The sequence below is a fragment of the Streptomyces sp. NPDC006393 genome (assembly GCF_040628575.1).
Classification (GTDB): Bacteria; Actinomycetota; Actinomycetes; order Streptomycetales; family Streptomycetaceae; genus Streptomyces.
The window spans coordinates 1-15,332 of record NZ_JBEXZD010000041.1; the positions used below are offsets into that span (position 1 = coordinate 1).

At 71.7% G+C, this 15,332-nt stretch carries 12 protein-coding genes; 8 read left to right on the plus strand and 4 right to left on the minus strand.

Going from position 1 to position 15,332, the window contains the following annotated elements; genetic code table 11:
• Window positions 1-218: 218 nt before the first annotated feature.
• Window positions 219-2,066 carry a phosphoenolpyruvate carboxykinase (GTP) gene (locus ABZ484_RS18865; RefSeq protein ID WP_358867013.1) on the minus strand — a complete coding sequence of 616 codons (1,848 nt, stop codon included), beginning with the start codon at window positions 2,064-2,066 and terminating at the stop codon, window positions 219-221.
• A gap of 298 nt (window positions 2,067-2,364) precedes the next feature.
• On the opposite strand from ABZ484_RS18865, the gene ABZ484_RS18870 reads away from it, so the two are divergent.
• From ABZ484_RS18870 to ABZ484_RS18885, 4 genes are all read left to right on the plus strand, one after another.
• The gene (locus tag ABZ484_RS18870; RefSeq protein ID WP_358867014.1) at window positions 2,365-3,078 is read left to right on the plus strand and encodes a hemolysin III family protein; all 714 of its coding nucleotides are present in this window, start codon (window positions 2,365-2,367) and stop codon (window positions 3,076-3,078) included.
• Between the two features lie 177 nt (window positions 3,079-3,255).
• Window positions 3,256-4,887, plus strand: coding sequence for an MFS transporter (locus ABZ484_RS18875; RefSeq protein WP_358867015.1), 1,632 nt, complete (start codon window positions 3,256-3,258; stop codon window positions 4,885-4,887).
• Window positions 4,888-4,892: 5 nt separating this feature from the next.
• Entirely contained in the window at window positions 4,893-5,525 is a 633-nt protein-coding gene (locus tag ABZ484_RS18880; RefSeq protein WP_358867016.1) for a TetR family transcriptional regulator, read from the plus strand.
• 33 nt (window positions 5,526-5,558) lie between these two features.
• Window positions 5,559-6,302, plus strand: coding sequence for a Mut7-C RNAse domain-containing protein (locus ABZ484_RS18885; RefSeq protein ID WP_358867017.1), 744 nt, complete (start codon window positions 5,559-5,561; stop codon window positions 6,300-6,302).
• A 94-nt stretch (window positions 6,303-6,396) separates the two neighbouring features.
• Here the strand turns inward: ABZ484_RS18885 and ABZ484_RS18890 are convergent, their stop codons facing one another.
• Window positions 6,397-8,430 (minus strand): thioredoxin domain-containing protein, encoded by a 2,034-nt coding sequence (locus tag ABZ484_RS18890; RefSeq protein ID WP_358867018.1) that lies wholly within the window; start codon window positions 8,428-8,430, stop codon window positions 6,397-6,399.
• Window positions 8,431-8,589: 159 nt separating this feature from the next.
• On the opposite strand from ABZ484_RS18890, the gene ABZ484_RS18895 reads away from it, so the two are divergent.
• A complete protein-coding gene (locus tag ABZ484_RS18895) occupies window positions 8,590-11,793 on the plus strand; it encodes a tetratricopeptide repeat protein (protein WP_358867019.1) in 3,204 nt (1,067 codons plus the stop codon).
• Window positions 11,794-11,960: 167 nt separating this feature from the next.
• Here ABZ484_RS18895 and ABZ484_RS18900 read toward each other — a convergent pair whose 3' ends face one another.
• Together ABZ484_RS18900 and mca are read right to left on the minus strand one after the other, a co-directional pair.
• Entirely contained in the window at window positions 11,961-12,218 is a 258-nt protein-coding gene (locus tag ABZ484_RS18900) for a hypothetical protein (RefSeq protein WP_358867020.1), read from the minus strand.
• 6 nt (window positions 12,219-12,224) lie between these two features.
• Window positions 12,225-13,103 (minus strand): mycothiol conjugate amidase Mca, encoded by an 879-nt coding sequence (gene mca / locus ABZ484_RS18905; RefSeq protein ID WP_358867021.1) that lies wholly within the window; start codon window positions 13,101-13,103, stop codon window positions 12,225-12,227.
• Window positions 13,104-13,308: 205 nt separating this feature from the next.
• On the opposite strand from mca, the gene ABZ484_RS18910 reads away from it, so the two are divergent.
• The 3 genes from ABZ484_RS18910 to ABZ484_RS18920 all read left to right on the plus strand — a co-directional run bounded on the left by ABZ484_RS18910 (window position 13,309) and on the right by ABZ484_RS18920 (window position 15,233).
• Window positions 13,309-13,707, plus strand: a complete 399-nt coding sequence (locus tag ABZ484_RS18910; RefSeq protein ID WP_358867022.1) for a DUF4307 domain-containing protein — start codon at window positions 13,309-13,311, stop codon at window positions 13,705-13,707.
• A 176-nt stretch (window positions 13,708-13,883) separates the two neighbouring features.
• Complete coding sequence (gene greA, locus ABZ484_RS18915) at window positions 13,884-14,384, plus strand: transcription elongation factor GreA (RefSeq protein WP_358867023.1); 501 nt, start codon at window positions 13,884-13,886, stop codon at window positions 14,382-14,384.
• Window positions 14,385-14,609: 225 nt separating this feature from the next.
• Window positions 14,610-15,233, plus strand: coding sequence for a hypothetical protein (locus ABZ484_RS18920; RefSeq protein ID WP_358867024.1), 624 nt, complete (start codon window positions 14,610-14,612; stop codon window positions 15,231-15,233).
• Window positions 15,234-15,332: the final 99 nt, after the last annotated feature.

The following is a 15,332-nucleotide window of genomic DNA, read 5'->3' on the forward strand; positions in this document are numbered from 1 at the left end:
CGGGAAGGCGCGCGAGCGCGGGATCGCCCCCGAGGCTCCGGAGGCCGACCGGGTCCTGCGTGACCTGTTCGGGGACGCCGACCCGGCCCCTGAGGCCCTACCGGGCCTGGCCGCGCCGCGGCCGGCCGGAGCGACATCGCAGGTCAGGGCAAGTCGCGGCCGGCCGCGGAGTTCGTGTCGCCCGGGCGGCCGCCCGGGACGACGCGGAGGGCGGGGTCTCAGCCCAGGCGCTCGACCAGCGCCCGGTACTGGTCCCACAGCTCCTTCGGGGTGTGGTCGCCGAAGGTGTTCAGGTGCTCGGGGACCAGGGCGGCCTCCTCGCGCCAGACGTCCTTGTCGACCGTGAGCAGGAACTCCAGGTCGGAGGCGGACAGCTCCAGGCCGTCGGTGTCCAGCGACTTGCTGGTCGGCAGGATGCCGATCGGGGTCTCGACGCCCTCGGCCTTGCCCTCCAGGCGCTCCACGATCCACTTCAGCACGCGGCTGTTCTCGCCGAAGCCGGGCCAGACGAACTTGCCCTCGTCGTTCTTGCGGAACCAGTTGACGTAGTAGATCCTCGGCAGCTTGGACTCGTCGCCGTCGCGGGCGACCGCCGTCCGGCCCATCTCGATCCAGTGGCCCATGTAGTCGCCCATGTTGTAGCCGCAGAACGGCAGCATGGCGAACGGGTCGCGGCGCAGCTCACCGACCTTGCCCTCGGCCGCCGCGGTCTTCTCGGAGGCCACGTTGGCGCCGAGGAAGACGCCGTGGTTCCAGTCGAGGGACTCGGTCACCAGCGGCACCGCGCTGGCCCGGCGGCCACCGAACAGGATCGCCGAGATCGGCACGCCCCTGGGGTCCTCCCACTCGGGCGCGATGATCGGGCACTGCGAGGCGGGGGTGGTGAAGCGGGCGTTGGGGTGGGCGGCGGGCTCGGCGGAGTCCGGGGTCCAGTCGCGGCCCTTCCAGTCCGTCAGATGGGCCGGGGTCTCCGGCGTCATGCCCTCCCACCACACGTCGCCGTCGTCGGTGAGGGCGACGTTGGTGAAGACGGAGTTGCCCCACAGGGTCTTCATGGCGTTCGCGTTGGTGTGCTCGCCGGTGCCGGGCGCCACGCCGAAGAAGCCGGCCTCGGGGTTGATCGCGTACAGGCGGCCGTCCTCGCCGAACCGCATCCAGGCGATGTCGTCGCCGATGGTCTCGACGGTCCAGCCGGAGATCGTCGGCTCCAGCATGGCGAGGTTGGTCTTGCCGCAGGCGCTCGGAAAGGCGGCGGCGACGTACTTGGACTCACCGGTGGGCGGGGTGAGCTTCAGGATCAGCATGTGCTCGGCCAGCCAGCCCTCGTCACGGGCCATGACGGAGGCGATGCGCAGGGCGTAGCACTTCTTGCCCAGCAGCGCGTTGCCGCCGTAGCCGGAGCCGTAGGACCAGATCTCGCGGCTCTCGGGGAAGTGCGAGATGTACTTGGTGGAGTTGCACGGCCAGGGGACGTCCGCCTGGCCCGGCTCCAGCGGGGCGCCGAGGGTGTGCACGGCCTTGACGAAGAAGCCGTCGTCGCCGAGCTCGTCGAGGACCGGCTGTCCCATGCGGGTCATGGTGCGCATGGACACGGCGACGTAGGCGGAGTCGGTGATCTCGACGCCGATCGCGGAGAGCGGAGAGCCCAGCGGCCCCATGCAGAACGGGACGACGTACATCGTCCGGCCCTTCATCGAGCCGCGGAAGACGCCGCCCTTGCCGTCCGTGCCCTGGAAGATCTCCCGCATCTCGGCGGGGGCCTTCCAGTGGTTGGTGGGTCCGGCGTCCTGCTCCTTCTCGGAGCAGATGAACGTGCGGTCCTCCACGCGGGCCACGTCCGAGGGGTCCGAGGCCGCGTAGTAGGAGTTGGGGCGCTTGATCGGGTCGAGTTTCTTGAACGTGCCCTTCTGGACGAGCTCCTCGCACAGTCGGTCGTACTCGGCCTCGGATCCGTCACACCAGACCACGTTGTCCGGCTGCGTGAGTTCCGCGATCTCGTTCACCCACGAGATCAGGTCCTGGTGGTTGGTCGGGATGACGGGGGGAGCCGCGATGTCGCGCGCCACGATCGCTCCTAAATGAGGGGTTTTTGTCTTGTCGCCCCGTGGGGGCTTCGACCCGGATGCTTCGCAGCCGCTCATCCGGTGCCGACCGCACTCATTTGATCATCCGACTACTGCGCCCATCTGTCCAGAGGGCCGCACAGGTGAGCAACGTGAGGAAGGCCACGGTTTCCGTGATTCTTTGCGTCCACCTTGGGTTCCACAGAAGGACTTTTTGCGTTCCGGGGCCGCTACGCGATCACCGGTCGCTCACGCTGTGCGCTCACACCCGACTTACGGTGACGTAGGTACGATGCCCCGCATGACTGCGTCCGCCTCCGACGCGCCCCTGGACAAGCCGGCCGGTGGCCGCGGTCCGGCGGCGCTCTCCCTGCCGCATCCGGTCAAGCCCAAGCTGCGCGGCTGGCTGCACCTGGGCATGTTCCCCGCCGTGCTCATAGCGGGCCTGGTGCTCACCGCGCTGGCCGACTCCAGCCGCGGCCGGATCGCCTGCGGCGTCTACGTCCTCACCGCCTGCCTGCTGTTCGGGGTGAGCGCGCTCTACCACCGGGGCAACTGGGGCCCGCGCCTGGGCGGCGTCCTGCGACGCCTCGACCACGCGAACATCTTCCTGATCATCGCGGGCACCTACACGCCGCTGACCCTGCTGCTCCTGCCCGGGGCCAAGGGCCAGTGGCTGCTGTGGGGGATCTGGGCGGCGGCCCTGGCCGGCATCGTCTTCCGCGTCTTCTGGGTCGGAGCCCCGCGCTGGCTCTACACCCCCTGCTACATCGCGATGGGCTGGGCGGCCGTGTTCTTCCTGCCGGACTTCCTGCGCACCGGCGGCATCGCGGTCCTGGTCCTGGTGATCGTCGGCGGACTCCTCTACAGCGCGGGCGGCGTCGTCTACGGCATCAAGCGCCCGAACCCGTCCCCGCGCTGGTTCGGCTTCCACGAGGTCTTCCACTCCTTCACGCTGGCCGCCTTCGTGGTGCACTACGTCGGGATCTCGCTGGTCGCGTACCAGCACGCCTGACCCCTCGCACCCCTCACGGCCGCCCCTCGCACCCCTCACGGCGGCCCCTCGCGGCCCGCCCGCCCCTCACGGCCCCTCAGGCCACGGCTCACACGAGCCGTGGCCTTTTTGGTGCGTCCGAAAGCCGATGTCGATCCCGATTGACAGCACCTATATTTTGAGAGTTACTCTCATTTCATGGTTACTGTCACTCAGGCGGAAGACGCGCGACGCGACCCGCGCCGCTGGTGGGCCCTGGGGGCCCTGGTCGCGAGCATGCTCACGCTCGGCTTCGACATGACGATCCTCAACGTGGCACTGCCGACCATGGCCGGCGAACTCGGCGCCACCACCGGCCAGCAGCAGTGGATGGCGGACGCGTACGTCGTCGTCTTCGCCGCGCTGATGCTCCCGGCCGGGCTGCTCGGCGACCGGTTCGGGCGCCGCCGGATGCTGATCACCGGGCTCGGGGTCTTCCTCGCCGGCTCGCTGGTCGGGGCGCTGGCCGGGGACGTGAACTGGGTCATCGCGGCCCGCGCCTTCATGGGCGTCGGCGGAGCGCTCGTCACCCCGCTCGCGCTCTCCGTGCTGCCCTCGCTCTTCGGACCCGGCGAGCGCACCAAGGCCGTCGGCATCATCTCCGCCGCCTCCGCGCTCGGCCTGCCGCTCGGCCCGATCATCGGCGGCTGGCTGCTGAACCACTTCTGGTGGGGCTCGGTCTTCCTCGTCAACGTCCCGATGGCCGCGATCGGCATCGCCGCCTGCGTGCTCCTGCTCCCGGAGACCAGCGACCCCGCCTCCCCCAAGGTGGACGCCCTGTCCACCGCGCTCACCGCGACCGGCCTCGGCGCCCTCGTCTACGCCATCATCGAGGCACCCGACCGCGGCTGGGGCGACCCTCTGGTGCTCACGATGTCCGGCGCGGCCGCGGCGCTGCTCACCGCGCTGGTGCTGCGCGAGCGGCGGGCCGTACGCCCCATGCTGGACATGACGCTGCTGGCCCAGCGCGGCTTCCTGTTCAACACGCTCGCCGCCACCCTGGTGATGTTCGTCCTGTCGGGCCTGCTGTTCGTACTGCCCCCGTATCTCCAGGCCGTCCTCGGCCACGACGCCTTCGGCACCGGTCTGCGCCTGCTGCCGATGATGGGCGGCCTGATGATCGCCGCGAGGGGCACACAGCCGGTCGTCGCACGGTTCGGCCCGCGTGCCGTGGTGAGCGCCGGCCTGGTGGTGCTGGCCTTCGCCGCGCTGCTCGGCAGCCGTACGACGGTCGACTCCGGCTACGGCTTCACCGCGCTGTGGCTCTCGATCGCCGGTGTCGGATTCGGGTTCTCCGTCGTGCCCGCGATGGACGGCGCCCTCGGCACCCTGCCCCGCGACCGGGCCGGCAGCGGCTCGGGGCTGCTGATGACGCTGCGCCAGGTCGGCGCCGCCATCGGCATCGCCCTGCTCGGCAGCCTGCTCGCCGGCGTCTTCCGCGACCGACTCGACGTCACGGGGCTGCCCGCACGGGCCGCCGACACCGCCGGTGACTCGGTCGTCGCCGCGCACCTGATCGGCGCGAAGCTGGGCTCGGCTCGGCTCGCGGCCTCCGCGGACAGCGCGTACGTCCACGGCATGGGCGTGGTCCTGCTGGTGTGCGGCATCGCCGCGCTGGTCGCCGCGCTGCTGGCGGCGGCTTTCCTGCCGAGGGCGACGCCCGTGCCGCCCACGGCAACCGAACCCGCGCCGCCCACGGGACCGGAACCGGGCACGGACACGGACGCGGACGCGGGTCCGGAAAGCGTCACCCCCGACGTGGCCGCCCCGGTGGAGGATGCCCGACAATGAACCCCATGACGGCCGCACGTTCCCGCCTCTCCCCCGCCGACCGCCCCCAGCTGGGACTTCGTGAGCGCAAGAAGATCAAGACCCGCGAGGCGATCCGCGACGCGACATACGCGCTGATCAGGGAGCAGGGGTACGACGCCACGACGATCGAGCAGATCGCCGACCGGGCCGAGGTGTCGCCGTCGACCGTCTTCCGCTACTTCCCGACCAAGGAGGACATCGTCCTCACGGACGAGTACGACCCCCTGATGCTGGAGGAGTTGCGCGCACGGCCCGCCGACGAGCCGTGGATGGACTCGCTGCGGCACGTCATCCGCATGTCCCTGGACACGATGATGGCGGAGGATCCCGAGGTGGTCCGGATGCGGGCGCACCTCGGGATCCAGGTCCCGGCCGTCCGCTCCCGAATGGTCGAGAGCATGTCGGAGACCGGGCGGATGCTCCGCGGGGCCATCGCCGAACGCACCGGCCTGGACCCGGACAGCCTCGACGTGCGCGTCTACGCCATGTCCCTCACCGGCGGCCTGATGGAGGTCTACATGCACTGGGCGGAGACCGGCTTCGAGGGCGAACTGGCCGACCTCGTGGACCGCGCCCTGGACGTCCTGGAGCACGGCCTGCCCACCGGAAACCCCTGAGCCCCGCCGCCCCTTCCGTGACATCCTGACCGGGTGAACGGTCCCGAGATCCATGTCGAGTTCGCCCCCGAGCTGGCCCTCTTCCTCCCGAACGGCCGGCGCCGGGGAGCCGGAGAGGTCCCGACCGACGGCGTCTCCTCCCTCGGCCACGTCGTGGAGTCGCTGGGCGTGCCGCTGACCGAGGTCGGGGCGCTGGTGGTGGACGGCCGCCAGGTGCCGCCGTCGTACGTCCCGGCCGCGGGCGACTTTGTGGCGGTGCGGCCGGTCGAACGCCCCCAGCAGGTGCCCGGCGCTCCCCTCCGCTTCCTCCTCGACGTCCACCTCGGCACCCTCGCCCGGCGCCTGCGCCTGCTCGGCGTGGACACGGCGTATGAGTCGACGGACATCGGCGACGCGGCGCTCGCCGCCCGCTCGGCCGCGGAGAAACGGGTCATGCTCAGCCGCGACCGGGGCCTGCTGCGCCGCCGCGAACTGTGGGCCGGCGCCTTCGTCTACAGCACCCGCCCCGACGAGCAGCTCCGCGACGTCCTCGACCGTTTCCACCCCGAGCTGCGGCCCTGGACCCGCTGCACCGCCTGCAACGGCCTGCTGAAGGAGGCCACCAAGGAAGAGGTCGCCGACCAGCTGGAACACGGCACCCGGCGCACGTACGACGTCTTCGCCCAGTGCCGCTCCTGTGGCCGCGCCTACTGGAAGGGCGCCCACCACGACCAGCTGGAGGCGATCGTGCGGCGCGCGCTCACGGAGTACGCGGACGCGGACGCGGACCGCGGCTGACACGGCTGACACCCCGCAGGACCGCCCGGCCACCCGGCCGCCCGGCCACCCGGCCACCCGGCCGATGTGAGCCGTGCCGGTCGTTCCGGCCGCGTCAGCCGCCGAGCGCGACCCGCAGCCGCTCCGGGTCGGTCGTCGGCGCGTCGCAGGTGAAGTTCCGGCAGACGTACGCCGTCGGCGCGCCGCCGACGAGGGGCCGGTCGGCGAGCAGGGGGAACTCGTCGCTGCCGGGGACGCCGTAGGCGACCACGGCGCCGGGGGCGGCGCCCAGAAGTGCCGTACGGTGCAGGGTCCTCGCGGCCTCGTCGGCGAGCGACGGCCCGACGACCGCGACCTCGCGCGGCCCGTCGAGCGCCGCCTCTGCGACGGCCAGCCCCCAGCCGATGAAGCGCGGCACACGCGGGCCGAGCGCCTGCACGACCCCCAACGCCCGTTCCGCGGCGGTGCGGTGGGCCTCCGAACCGGTGTGCGCGGCGTAGGCGAGCAGGGCGCCGGCCGCCGCCGTCCAGCCGGAAGGGGCGGCGTTGTCGGTGGGGTCCTGGGGCCGGCGGATCAGCTTCTCGGCGTCGGCGGCGGTGTCGTACAGCGAACCCGACTCCGGGTCGGCGAACCGGGTCAGGACGTGGTCGAGGAGCAGGCCCGCGAAGTCCAGCCAGACGCCCTCGCCGGTGACCGACGCCAGCGCGAGGAAGCCCTCGGCGACGTCGGCGTAGTCCTCCAGTACGCCGGCGTTCGCTCCGACGCGACCGTCCCTGCTGGTGCGCGACAGCCCGGCGTGCTCGTCCATGTGCAGCCGTACGAGGAGGTCGGCGGCGCCGACCGCGGCCTCGACCAGGTCGGGCCGGTCGAAGTACGCGCCGGTCTCGGCGAGGGCGGCGATCACCAGGCCGTTCCAGGCGGCGACGACCTTGTCGTCCCGGCCCGGGGCGGGCCGCCCGGCACGCGCGCCGAGCAGCCGGCGCCGTACGGAGGCGATCCGCTCGGCGTCGAACACGCTGTCCTGCTGTGGAAGTTGCAGGACGGAGGACCCGTGCTCGAAGGTGCCCTCCACGGTCACCCCGAAGTACTGTGCGGCGAGCTCGGCGTCCTCGGGACCGAGGACGTCGCGCAACTGCTCCGGGGTCCAGACGTAGTAGGCGCCCTCCACATGCCTGCCCGTCCCGTCGTCGCTGTCGGCATCGAGCGCCGAGGCGAACCCGCCCTCTTCGGTGCGCAGTTCACGGACCATGAAGTCCGCGGTCTCCAGGGCGACCCGCCGGGCCAGGTCGGATCCCGTGGTGCGCCACAGGTGGGCGTAGACACGGCACAGCAGCGCGTTGTCGTACAGCATCTTCTCGAAGTGCGGCACCACCCAGTCACGGTCGACGGAGTAGCGGGCGAAGCCGCCGCCGAGCTGGTCGTAGATGCCGCCGCGGGCCATCCGCTCGCAGGTGTCCCGAGCCATCTGCAGGGCCCCCTCGGAGCCGGTGCGGGCGTGGTGGCGCAGCAGGAACTCGAGCACCATGGAGGGCGGGAACTTCGGCGCCCCGCCGAATCCGCCGCGCCGCGGATCGTACTCACGGGTCAGCCCGAGCAGCGCCTGCCCCAGCTCCTCCGGGCCCGGCGTCCGGGTCCCGCCGAAGTCGATCTCCCGCTGGGCCAGGTCCCGCACGATCTTCCCGGCGACGTCGCCGACCTCCTCCCGCCGCGTCTCCCAGGCCTGCCGCACGCCCTGGAGCACCTGCCGGAAGGACGGCATGCCGTGCCGCGGCTCGGGCGGGAAGTACGTACCGAAGTAGAACGGCTCCGCGTCCGGCGTCAGGAACACGGTCATCGGCCACCCACCCTGCCCGGTGGCCGCCTGCACCGCCTCCATGTACACGGCATCGACGTCGGGCCGCTCCTCACGATCCACCTTGATATTGACGAAGTGCTCGTTGAGGTAGTCGGCGGTGCCGCGGTCCTCGAAGGACTCGTGAGCCATCACATGACACCAGTGACAACTCGAGTACCCGACGCTCAGCAGCACGGGCTTGTCCGCCCTGCGTGCCTCCTCGAACGCCTCCCCCGACCAGGGCCACCAGTCGACCGGGTTGTCGGCGTGCTGGAGCAGATACGGAGACGTCTCATGAGCCAGTCGGTTCGGCATACCCCCATCCTGCCTCACCCGCACCGGCCAGGCACGGAACGTGATCGCCGCCGGGTGGTACGCCCCGCCTCCACCGCCGTGATCGCCGCCCCCTCGCGTTCGTGGATGGCGCGAAGGACACTCGTACGCACAGGAGTTGTCGCCGGAGGGGGACGGTTCATGCGGGACGGGCATCGGGTGGAGGCCGAGCGGTTGCTGGCTCGGGCCGTGGAGGAGGAGGTGCGGCGGTCGGGTGGCCGGGTGGACGGTGGGGTGCTGCTGTCGCGGGCCCGGGCGGCCCTGGACACCCTCGCGGAGCCGGCGGCCGAGGAGTACGAGGCGTACACCCGGGCTCTGGACGAGGCGGCGGCCGGGCAGCTCACCTTCGCGCAGCGGTATGCGCGGGAGGGGGCCGGGACCGCGCTGATGGTCGCGGTCGTCGCCGCGTGCGCCGCCGCCGTGGCCGATGCCGCCCTCGGTACCGGCCCGGGTACCGCCGTCGGCGCGGGCGTCGTGGCCGGTGTGGTGGGCGCGGCGGCCACCGTCGTGAAGGTGACGGCGGCGCATCTGCCCGCGGCCCACCACCGGGCGGGCGCAGCCGGTCAGCCCGGTGGCGCCGAGCAGCTGCGGTTGCAGTGGCTGACCGCGCTGGAGGTGCGCGGGATCCGTCCCTTCATCGATCAGCAACGCGTGCTCACCGCCTCCACGGCGCCGAAGAAGGCGGCGCCCCGGTTGCGGGGCACGGACAAGAGCGCGGCGGCCCGCAGGCGCAGCGTTCTGGAGCAGTCGTTCGGGCAACTGCCCGAGCCGGAGGGCGTGTTCGCGGGCCGGCGGCAGGAGCTGGCGCGGATCCGGCAGTGGGTGCAGGCGGCCCGTGCGAGCAGCGAGACCCGGCCGACGGTCGTCGTGCTGCACGGCGCGCCGGGCTCCGGCCGTACCACTCTCGCCGTCCGGGCGGCCCACGACCTCAAGGACCAGTTCCGTGGCGCGGTCGTCGTCGACCTGCGCGGGGACAACACGGAGGAGGCGCCGCTGACCACCCGCGAGGCCCTGCTGCATCTGCTGAACCGGCTCGGCGCGCCCCGCGAGCAGTTGCTGTTCCGTGAGCGTTCCTCCGCCGATCAGCAGGTCAAGCGGCTGGGCGAGCTGTACGACCAGCATCTGACGGGCCTGCCGGTGACGATCGTGCTGGACGACGCCTCGGACGCCGAGCAGGTCCGCGCCCTGATCCCCGAGCGCTGCGACAGCCTGGTCCTGGTCACCGCCCGCAGGCCGCTGCGGCTGCCCGCCGAGCTGCCGGCCTGGGTGTACCAGCTGCCGGTCCAGGCCCTGGACGAGGCGGGCGCGGAGGAACTGCTGGGTGCCGCGGCGCAGGACGTCTCGGGGCCGTACGACGCGGAGTCCGCCGAGCGGATCCGTCAGTTGTGCGGTGGGCTGCCGCTGGCGCTGCGGATCGCGGGCTCCTCGCTCGGTCCGCGCTCGCCCCGTCAACTGGCCACGGATCTCGGGGCGTACGGGCCGGTGGAACCCGTCGAGCGGGTGCTGTGGCTGCGCTACACCGACCAGCCGGAGCCGGCCCGGCGGCTGCTGCGCCGCCTCGCGCTGGCGGGCCGTACGTCGCTGGGCGCGGCGGCGGCCGCCGCGCTGCTGGCCACGGACGAGGAGGAGGCGTCCCGCCGGCTGGCGGAACTCGCGCGGGCGGGTCTGATCGACCATGTGCGGGGCAGCCGCTACCGGCTGCACGACCTGGTCCGGGACTTCGCCCACGCCCGGCTGCTGGACGAGGAGGACCCGGACGAGCGTACGGCGGCGCAGGAGCGGCTGATCGGGAACTACGCCGAGCTGGCGGACTCGGTGCTGCGCCTGGTCGACGGCAACAACTCGACCCGCTCGGACCGCTTCAGCCCGCACGGCTTCACCTCCCTGGACGAGGCGCTGCGCTGGCTGGACGACGAGTCGAGTTTCATCACGGCGGCCCTGAAGCACGCGGAGGGCGTGGACCAGGCGGCCGTGCTGCATCTGCTGGGCGCGCTGTGCGACTACTGCCTGCTGCGCGGCGACTTGTACCGCCTGGGTGAGATCAGCGAGCTGACGCAGGCCGTCGACCAGGGGCTGCTGGTCCGTTCGGTGCAGTGGCGCACCGGTATCGCGGCCCGTCAGCTGGGCGAGCTGGACAAGGCGCGCACCACGCTGACGTCGGTGGTGGATCTGTACATGCAGGCCCATCACGACGCGGGCGCGGCGCGTGCGCTGAACTCCCTGGGGATCACCCTGCACCACCAGGGCAATCTCACGGAGGCGGCGGCCAGGCTGCGCGAGGCCCTGGACCTCCAGGCGGCCGAGGAGCTGGCGACGGACCGGGCGTGGACGATGCACGCGCTCGCGGCGGTGGAACGGGACCGGGGGAACCTGGCCCAGGCGCTGGATCTGCTGACGCGTTCGCTGGTGCTGCACCGGGAGGGCGATTCGGTGCACGGTGAGGCGTGGGCCCACTTCCAGCTGGGCCAGCTCGCGCTGCGGCTGGGCGAGGTGGAGCGCGCGGAGGCCGATCTGGGGCAGGCCCTGGACCGTTACGGCCGTACCCGTGACGCGCGCGGCGAGGCGTGGGCGCTGACGCAGCTGGCGCGGGCCCGGCTGGTGGCCGGTGACGGCTCCGAGGCGGTGGACGGGCTGCGCCGGGCGGCGGCCCGGCACCGTGACAACGAGGACGCGCGCGGCGAGGCGTGGTCGCTGTACCACCTGGGTCAGGCGCTGGAGGAGACCGGCGATCTGGACCGGGCGCTGCGCGAGCTGGAGCGGGCGCGCACGATGTTCTCCCGGATGCGGGACGTGTACGGGCTGGCGTGCGCCCGTCACCACTCGGCGCGGGTGACCCGCGACCAGCGGGCGGCGCAGACGGGTTCCCTGCGCAACTCCGGTTTCGCCCGTCAGCTGCTGGCCGACGCGCGCGCCGACTTCCAGCGGATCGGCGTCGCCCACGGCGAGGCCTGGACGTGCCTGGAGCTGGCCGTGGTGGACGCGGGCAACGCCCGCAGCCGGCAGGCGCTGGCCCTGTGCGACGAGGCGCTCGCCCTGTTCTCCTCCTACGGCGACCGCCGCGGCGAGGACTGGGCGCGTTTCCTGCGCTGCACCCTGCTGCCGTACGCGGCGCCCGGCGGCGTGGAGGTCGGCACGGCGGTCGCCCAGGAGGAGCTGTCCGCCCTGGGCCGCGCCGGACACGCGCTGCGGGACGGCAAGCTGGAGCAGTACGTCGACGCCTACCAGCTGCTGCTGGAGCGCGGTGTGGACCTGGAGGCGGGCTGGCAGGCCTGGCGTCTGGGCATGGTGCCGGACCGGCGCGCCCGCGAGGTGATGGGGGTGGAGGTCGCGGGGGTGCGGGGGTGAGACCGCCCCGTCAGGGAGGGTTCGGCGCACGCACGACCACCCGGGCGGCGGCCTCACGGCAGGGCGAGGCGACCCGTGTCACGCGGCCGGGGGCGTGGCGTCACGTCGCCCCGCGGGGTGACACGGGCACCGCACTCTGTGGGAGCGGGCGTGCGTGAGCCGCTGTGTCAGCCCTTGGAGGGCTGGGCCCCGCCGCCTCCCGGGGCGCCCTTGCGGGGCGTGTTCGTCTCGGTCTCCGAGGTCTCCTTGAAGTCCACCTTGCCCATGTGGCGGTTCATGGACTTCATCAGGCCCCACACGGCCAGGGCCATCACCGCGAAGACGATGAAACCGAGGACGCCGGGGGTGACCTTGTCCTTGTCGAACTCGGCCAGAGTGACCAGGTGCGTCGTTGCCAGGCTCGCGCTTGCGCTCATGTCAGGCATTGTCCCTCAGGGCCGGCGGACGCCCGCAAAGAGGTCGTCCTCGGGGAGCGAGGTGTCCACGAGGGACTTCGCGAGCTCGTACTCCTCCGTCGGCCAGACCTCCCTCTGGACGTCCATCGGCACCCGGAACCAGCCGCCGTCGGGGTCGATCTGCGTGGCGTGGGCGATCAGCGCCTTGTCGCGGATCTCGAAGAAGTCGGCGCACGGGATGTGCGTGGTGAGGGTGCGGTCCTTGTGGCCGGACTTGCCCCAGCGCTCCAGCCACTCGCCGTAGGGGGACTCCAGGCCGCGGTCCAGCAGGGCCTTGTGCAGCGCCTCGGTGCGGGGACGGTTGAAGCCCTGGTTGTAGTACAGCTTCAGCGGCTGGTACGCCGGGCCGTACTCCGCCTCCGGGTACTTCTCGGTGTCCGCCGCGCCCTCGAACGCCACCATCGAGATCTTGTGGGTCATGATGTGGTCGGGGTGCGGGTAGCCGCCGTTCTCGTCGTAGGTGGTGATCACCTGCGGGCGGAAGGCGCGGATCTTCCGCACCAGCTCGCCGGCGGCCTTGTCGACGTCCTCCAGGGCGAAGCACCCCTCCGGCAGCGGCGGCAGCGGGTCGCCCTCGGGCAGTCCGGAGTCGACGAAGCCGAGCCACTCCTGCGTGACGCCGAGGATCTCCCGGGCCTCGTCCATCTCCCGCTTGCGCACCTCGTGGATGTGCTCCTCGATGTACTTGTCGCCCTGGAGCTTGGGGTTGAGGATGGAGCCGCGTTCTCCGCCCGTGCAGGTCACCACCAGCACGTCCACCCCCTCGGACACGTACTTCGCCATGGTGGCCGCGCCTTTGCTCGACTCGTCGTCGGGGTGCGCGTGCACGGCCATCAGTCGCAGCTGGTCAGTCAAGGCTCATTCCTCAAGGTCAGGTCGGTGCCCGGGGGCCGCGGGCGTCAGCGGGTACCGCCCCGGTGACTCTCCGTCGTCACGGGGCGGCGGCCGAGCGGCACGCCGGGCCTTCTATAGTGACCGAATCGGGGGCGGAATAATTCCGGAGTACCGCTCCGGGAGCCCCTCGCGGGGCGCGTGTCCCGCACCGGCCGAGAGGACGATCATGAGTACGGCGAGCACCCGGCTGCCCGAGGGCCGCTACGGCCGCTCCTCGGACGAGCGCGCCGACCACAAACTCAAGATCACGGGCGCCGTCCTGGGCGCGGTCCTGCTCGCACTGATCGGCTGGTTCGCCTACCACTACGTCGCGCAGAACGAGATCAGCGCACAGGTCGTCTCGTTCGAGACCTCGGACAACGCGGTGCGGGTCCATCTGGAGGTCCACAAGGACGCCGGCACCCGCGGCTACTGCACGCTGCGCTCACAGGCGGCCGACGGCGACGAGGTCGGCCGGGCCGACTTCCGCTTCGACGAGCACGCCAAGCAGATCGACAAGGTCCTCACACTGCGTACGACGTCCCGGGGGACGACCGGCGAGCTGCTGGGCTGCCACGCCGACTGAACGCTCCGGTGCCCTGCGGAATACGCGGGCGCTGACCTGCGTTGACGCAAATCTGAGGCTTATGTCCTCCCCCTTTCCCCCGTGAATTGTTAGGCTCGTGGTTTCGCCCATCCATGAGGGAACATTCTTCTGGGTAGGGCGATGCTTTGTATTCCCAGTACCGACGAGGAGCACCTGTGACCCAGACCAGCGAGAACGTCACCTGGCTGACCCAGGAGGCGTACAACAAGCTCAAGGACGAGCTTGAGTACCTTACTGGTCCTGCGCGCACGGAGATCGCCGCCAAGATCGCGGCCGCGCGCGAGGAGGGCGACCTGCGCGAGAACGGCGGGTACCACGCGGCCAAGGAGGAGCAGGGCAAGCAGGAGCTCCGTGTGCGCCAGCTGACCCAGCTCCTCGAGAACGCGCAGGTCGGCGAGGCTCCGGCGTCCGCGGACGGCGCGGTCGCGCCCGGCATGGTCGTCACGATCGCCTTCGACGGTGACGAGGACGACACGCTGACCTTCCTGCTGGCCTCGCGCGAGTACGCCAGCACCGACATCGAGACCTACTCGCCGCAGTCCCCGCTGGGCTCCGGCGTGATCGGCCACAAGGTGGGTGAGGACGCGGAGTACGAGCTGCCGAACGGCAAGAAGGCCTCGGTGACGATCCTCAAGGCCGAGCCGTACACGGGCTGAGCGCCCGCGCGGACACCCTTCTCCGACAAGCCCCCGGCGCCCCGCTGAGCGCGCCGGGGGCTTCGTCATGACCGGCACGGCCGGCGCGCACGCCGTGGCCGAACGCCCGCCCCCTCGAGTTGCCCGTCACCGGAACGGACCACATGCTGGGAGGGTGTTTCGCCCGTGAAGGCTGTTTCGCCCGTGGAGGGTGTTTCGCCGTCGAGCACGTTGGGCCGGATCGCCATGACGAAACTGGACATCACCAAGACGAACGGCGCGGTGGAACGGCTGCTGGAGACCACCGAGAACCCCCGGCACCGCTTCATGCTCCAGGCGTATCACCGCCACCGTTATCTGGAGATCGCGGGGCGCTACGAGGAGATCTTCGCGCCCGAGATGATGGTGGAGAATCCCGTCTACCACTTCCACGCGCTGGGCATCAGCGCCCGGCTGGAGGGCCAGGAAGCGATCAGGAACCTGTACCGGGAGTGGTCCGAGACGGGCGAGTGCGTGATGTACACCGACGACGAGGAGATCGCCGTCAGCGACCACATGATCGCCTCCAGGATGACCGGACATCAGTTCAAGCCGGGCAAGGTGCTGGCAGCCGCCGGGTTCGACGTCGACCACGAAGAGGCGATGTACGTCTACAGGGCGCACGAAGAGATGGTCTGGCCCTACGACGACCGCTGCCGACTCGTCGGCGAGGACGTGTGGGAGGTCGACCCGGACAAGGCCGAGATCGTCGAACTCGACCCCGCCGACGTCATCACGGCGAAGGAAGCCCGCCGCATCCTCGACCCCCTGATCAAGCCGCTCCCTCCCTTCGAAGCAGCGACCATGCGGCCCCGGGCCGTCGCGCGCTGACACCGCAGGCGTGCATGTCCGCTGCCGTCCGTCCGCGGTCACGCACCGCACCGCGGTCACGCCCGCCGTCACGCCCGCCGTCACGCGCGTCGATCGCGC

Excerpts from the sequence above, each read along its gene's own strand:
- ABZ484_RS18870 (WP_358867014.1), top strand. The coding sequence starts at position 2,365 with ATGACTGCGTCCGCCTCCGACGCGCCCCTGGACAAGCCGGCCGGTGGC.
- ABZ484_RS18875 (WP_358867015.1), top strand. The coding sequence starts at position 3,256 with ATGGTTACTGTCACTCAGGCGGAAGACGCGCGACGCGACCCGCGCCGC.
- ABZ484_RS18880 (WP_358867016.1), top strand. The coding sequence starts at position 4,893 with ATGACGGCCGCACGTTCCCGCCTCTCCCCCGCCGACCGCCCCCAGCTG.
- ABZ484_RS18890 (WP_358867018.1), bottom strand. The coding sequence starts at position 8,430 with ATGCCGAACCGACTGGCTCATGAGACGTCTCCGTATCTGCTCCAGCAC.
- ABZ484_RS18895 (WP_358867019.1), top strand. The coding sequence starts at position 8,590 with ATGCGGGACGGGCATCGGGTGGAGGCCGAGCGGTTGCTGGCTCGGGCC.
- ABZ484_RS18900 (WP_358867020.1), bottom strand. The coding sequence starts at position 12,218 with ATGCCTGACATGAGCGCAAGCGCGAGCCTGGCAACGACGCACCTGGTC.
- ABZ484_RS18910 (WP_358867022.1), top strand. The coding sequence starts at position 13,309 with ATGAGTACGGCGAGCACCCGGCTGCCCGAGGGCCGCTACGGCCGCTCC.
- ABZ484_RS18920 (WP_358867024.1), top strand. The coding sequence starts at position 14,610 with ATGACGAAACTGGACATCACCAAGACGAACGGCGCGGTGGAACGGCTG.